This window comes from Ilyobacter sp., assembly GCF_041583315.1.
Classification (GTDB): domain Bacteria; phylum Fusobacteriota; class Fusobacteriia; order Fusobacteriales; family Fusobacteriaceae; genus Ilyobacter.
Map to the genome: position 1 here is coordinate 1 of NZ_JBFHGC010000276.1, position 3,827 is coordinate 3,827.

At 37.8% G+C, this 3,827-nt stretch carries 5 protein-coding genes and 1 pseudogene; all 6 read right to left on the reverse strand.

Going from position 1 to position 3,827, the window contains the following annotated elements; genetic code table 11:
* Positions 1-662 (reverse strand): DAK2 domain-containing protein (locus tag ABZA26_RS09775; RefSeq protein WP_372714335.1); only part of this gene is annotated, 662 nt, incomplete at its 3' end.
* 21 nt (positions 663-683) lie between these two features.
* On the reverse strand, positions 684-1,205 hold the full coding sequence (locus ABZA26_RS09780) for a KdsC family phosphatase (RefSeq protein ID WP_372714336.1): 522 nt from the start codon (positions 1,203-1,205) through the stop codon (positions 684-686).
* Positions 1,206-1,233: 28 nt separating this feature from the next.
* Positions 1,234-1,782, reverse strand: coding sequence for a helix-turn-helix domain-containing protein (locus tag ABZA26_RS09785; RefSeq protein ID WP_372714337.1), 549 nt, complete (start codon positions 1,780-1,782; stop codon positions 1,234-1,236).
* Positions 1,782-2,990, reverse strand: a complete 1,209-nt coding sequence (locus tag ABZA26_RS09790; protein ID WP_372714338.1) for a CinA family nicotinamide mononucleotide deamidase-related protein — start codon at positions 2,988-2,990, stop codon at positions 1,782-1,784. The genes ABZA26_RS09785 and ABZA26_RS09790 overlap by 1 nt, the downstream gene beginning before the upstream one ends.
* A gap of 18 nt (positions 2,991-3,008) precedes the next feature.
* Positions 3,009-3,506: a phosphatidylglycerophosphatase A gene (locus tag ABZA26_RS09795; RefSeq protein ID WP_372714339.1), complete on the reverse strand. Its 498-nt coding sequence runs from the start codon at positions 3,504-3,506 to the stop codon at positions 3,009-3,011.
* A 12-nt stretch (positions 3,507-3,518) separates the two neighbouring features.
* Positions 3,519-3,827: pseudogene (locus ABZA26_RS09800) on the reverse strand (protease); the annotation flags it as partial.

Genomic DNA, 3,827 nt, shown 5'->3' on the forward strand with positions numbered 1-3,827 from the left:
GACTGAACTATCCTCTCTAGGTCTTTCAGCATCTCTGGGTCTGTTACAGATTTTTCAAAACCTTCCAGGATATAAAACATCCCTTTTCCGCCAGCATCTACAACCCCGGCTTCTTTCAGCTTAGGAAGCAGATTCGGGGTCTCCTCCACAGACTGAGCAGCTACATTTTTAAGGTGAGCCAGGAAAAGTATAAAGTCATCTTTAGGTCCAGTGTATTTTTCAGCCTCTTCAGATACTTCCCTTATTACCGTAAGTATGGTTCCTTCTACAGGCTCTGTTACTGACTGATAGGCTTTTTCTTTTGCTTTTCTAAAAGCCACTACTGCATCATCTACAGTGACATTTTCCGTATGGGATACTCCAGATAAAAACCCTTGTATTATCTGCGAAAGAATAGTTCCTGAATTTCCTCTGGCCCCTAAAAGTATAGCTTCTGACACAATTTCACAAAACTCTTCCATATCCGGTTCATGATTCAGTTTTACCAGTTCATTTTCCACAGCTTGAAGGGTCATTGACATATTAGTCCCTGTATCCCCGTCTGGTACAGGATATACATTTAGATCATTCAATACGTCAGCATATTTAGAGAGCCATCTGCTAGATGCAATAAATAATTTTGTGAGCCTCTGTACATTAAGAACTTTTACTTCAATTTTCATAGTATCTCCTCCACAGCCTCTTTATTTTTTGCTTCTGTAGTCATTTAGAATTTTTTCCCAGATTCCGTTCTCTCTCAGAATATATTCTACAAACTCTCTTACAGCACCTTTTCCTCCTTTAGAGGAAGCTCTGAAGTCAACCATTTGCAGTATGTCATTTGAGGAATCTGAGGGAGCCCCTGTCATTCCTGCCCTCATTATAGCCGGGATATCGTTTATATCGTCTCCCATATATGCTGCTTCTTCGTAGGCGAGTCCATTTTTTTCCAGTATTTCATCCAGAACTTTTATCTTGTTTGACACTTTCTGATATATCTCTTCTATTCCCAGTTCCTGGGCTCTTGTCTTCACTATCTGAGAGTTTTTACCTGTCACGATGGCAAACTTCATTCCGTATTTTATACCCTGAGCTATGGCCATTCCGTCTTTTGCGTTAAAGGCCTTGGTTTCTACTCCGTTATTATCTATGTATAGTTTGCCGTCAGTCAGAGTCCCGTCTACATCAAGCACGATTATTTTTATTTTTCTGGCTTTTTCACGCATTTTATCTCCTTATATGTTCAGTAGGTACTTAAAAAGTGGGAGGTGTTACCACCCATAGAGCTCTGGCTACTTTGTCCCCGTTATTTACAAATCTGTGTTTTTGGCTGGATTTAAAATAAAGGCTGTCTCCTTCATTAAGTGAATGTATCGTATCATTTATATATATCTCCAAGGTTCCCTCTAGTATAAAGATAAATTCTTCTCCAGGATGTGTATAATAGTCTCTTCCGCTTTCTCCTCCTGGATATATCTCATAAAGAATAGGTTCCATGTTTTTCTCAATATCCGAAGATGTAAGCAGTGATATCTTTGTGTTAGAGTCTATACTTTCTATAAAGTGTCTTTCGTCTTTTCTGATTATATCGGTATTTTTCTTCACTTCATCATCTTCTATTAGATAACTTACCCTCACATCAAGGCAGTTAGCTATTTTTTTAAGATTTTCTATGGATGGAGAGGCTTTTCCCTGCTCTATCTGAGACAAAAAACTTGCTGACAAGTCCACTCTTCCTGCCAAATCTCTCAGTGATAATCCTTTTTCATTTCTATTTTTTTTTATTCTTTCTCCTAATGACATTAATATTCCACCCTCTTTTCAAGCATTTTAAGTAATTTAAACAAAGCGGTCATAGATGAATATTTTCTTATTCTTTCTCTATCACCTTTAAATTCATATTTTTTTATATGGTATTCATCTAAAATACGAACCCCTATATACACTGTCCCCACAGGTTTATCCTTAGTCCCGCCTTCAGGTCCTGCTATTCCTGTTGTGGCTATAGCCACGTCTCCTTCTAGTCCTGCCAGCATTTCCATGGCAGTTTCATGGCTTACGGCGCCGTAAACTTTTAGTGTTTCCGGACTTACTCCCAGCCTCTTTATCTTAGAATCATTACTGTAGCATACTATCCCTTCAAAAAACACCTTGGAAACACCTGAGACTTCCACGAGCATCGAAGCTATCTGGCCTCCAGTACAAGATTCTGCAAGAGAAATATTATAATCTAGTGTTTTTAGATGAGACACTACGCTGTCCTGAATCCTTTTTCCATCCTCACCTATTACATTATGACCTATTTCATTATATATTTTTTCTACTATTTTTTCTACTAGATTTTTTGAGCTCTCCTTTGTCTGAAGCCTTACTATTATTCCATAGTCCTTTACCAGAAACTCATAAAAAATCTCTTTTTCATCAAAAAAGTTCTTTATTTTTTTTTCCAGATGGGATTCAGGTATCCCCCAGACCAGGATATCTTTTATATAGATCTCATCTTCCAGATTGTTTTCTTTTGCATAATAATCCATAAATTTTGGGAATAGATTATAAAGCTCCCTGGGTATCCCTGGAAAAGCTGCTATCCCATCTATATATATTCCCGGAGCCATTCCTGCTCCGTTTCCAAAGCTTACTGCTCCTTCTGGCTTTTCTACCTCTTTTACATTATTCTCCAGAAGTTCTATTCCTCTGCTCTTAAATTTTTCCTTAAGTTCTTCATACTCTTCCGGGTCCACCATCAGCTTTTTACCCAGATACTTGGCTTTGGCTTCTTTGGTCAGGTCATCCATTGTAGGTCCTAGTCCCCCTGACATTATTATGAGGTCACTCTGGCTTTTCCCAAATTCAATAGCCTTTATTATCTCTTCTATATTGTCCCCAACGGTGATCTTAGATCCTATTTCAATGCCATATTTATTTAGTTCTTCTGCCATAAACAGGCTGTTTGTGTCCACTGTCATTCCGCTCAAAAGCTCTGTTCCTACCAAAATAATAAATGCTTTCATAAACTTACTCCGCCTTTACTAAAAGAAAATAGTCCAGATGCATACCATGATAAAGTTTCCGATTATTCCCGCCAAAAAGTCATCCAAAACAACACCTACACCATGTCCAAACATCTGAGACTTATATATAGGTCCTATTTTTGTTATATCCAGTATTCTGAAAATAACAAACCCTAGGAATATTGCCAATATATTCTGGACTACTCCTACTGGATTTATTAGAAACAGTGTCGTCAGAAATCCCAGCACCTCGTCTATTACTACATTTTGAGGATCTTTCTCCCTGTATATCTCCCTCTCGCATATATCCGACACATAGACTGCCACTGCAAAAAGTGTAATCAGAAACATAAAATAAAATGAGTTGTAGACCATGTTATTTGGAAAAAATCTTCTGATAAATGTGAGTCCTATGAATATCGGTATTCCTCCCAGGGTTCCAAAGGTTCCCGGGGCTTTAGGCAGATCCCCCAGCCCAAAACATGTGGCCAGATTTTTTACTGTTTTCTTCTTCATCTATTTCACTCCTTAGTAAACTCCTCTTTGAAAATTATAAGGATTATACTCTCCTGTTTTAGTTTTTAAGGAATACAAAATTTCCTCTGTTTCTTCTTCTGATTCATCTGTAAAAGAAAGTACCAGCTCATCTACTCCAGCATCTAGAAGTTCATCTAATTTAGGTATAAGGTTCATTGGCTTTTCCAGATAGAGTTCACTGTTTCCCTGAGAATTTATAACTATCTCAAACTCATCCCCCTGCTCATTTTTTAGAAGAGTTTTCTCTTCTTGAAAAAGCGGTATATCTACAAACATCCCCTTTAGTTTACCGTATATAAC

Coding starts and splice junctions, on each gene's coding strand:
- ABZA26_RS09780 (WP_372714336.1), bottom strand. CDS start 1,205: ATGCGTGAAAAAGCCAGAAAAATAAAAATAATCGTGCTTGATGTAGAC.
- ABZA26_RS09785 (WP_372714337.1), bottom strand. CDS start 1,782: ATGTCATTAGGAGAAAGAATAAAAAAAAATAGAAATGAAAAAGGATTA.
- ABZA26_RS09790 (WP_372714338.1), bottom strand. CDS start 2,990: ATGAAAGCATTTATTATTTTGGTAGGAACAGAGCTTTTGAGCGGAATG.
- ABZA26_RS09795 (WP_372714339.1), bottom strand. CDS start 3,506: ATGAAGAAGAAAACAGTAAAAAATCTGGCCACATGTTTTGGGCTGGGG.